This window comes from Alkalibacterium sp. m-11 (genome assembly GCF_054658155.1).
The window spans coordinates 1-305 of sequence record NZ_BAAGIR010000437.1; the positions used below are offsets into that span (position 1 = coordinate 1).

General features: G+C 42.0%; 1 protein-coding gene. It reads right to left on the minus strand.

Annotation, left to right across the window (positions count from 1 at the left end; translation table 11 throughout):
• The coding region (locus ACYQ2O_RS13090) for a transposase (RefSeq protein ID WP_459796823.1) at positions 1-303 on the minus strand (303 nt) is incomplete at its 3' end.
• Positions 304-305: the final 2 nt, after the last annotated feature.

The window sequence follows — 305 nt, forward strand, 5'->3', positions numbered from 1 at the left end:
GTTTTCGTCTGTAATTTTCTTCGTTAGTTTGTGCAAGAAATCCTTCCGCTGGTTAGCCATTTTTTCGTGTTTCTTGGCGATTTGCAGGCGGGCTTTGCTCCGGTTCTTCCCGCCTTTTTGTTTGCGGTACAACGAACGCTGGGCTTTCTTGAGTTGCTTTTCTGCTTTATATAAATGGTTGGGGTTTTTGTGTTTCTCTATCTCGCCTAAATCGTTGGTAGTGATAGCGAAATCGGAAATGCCTAAATCAATCCCGATTTTTCTTTTGGTAATTTCCACTGCTTCGTCTTCTGATTTTACCAGAA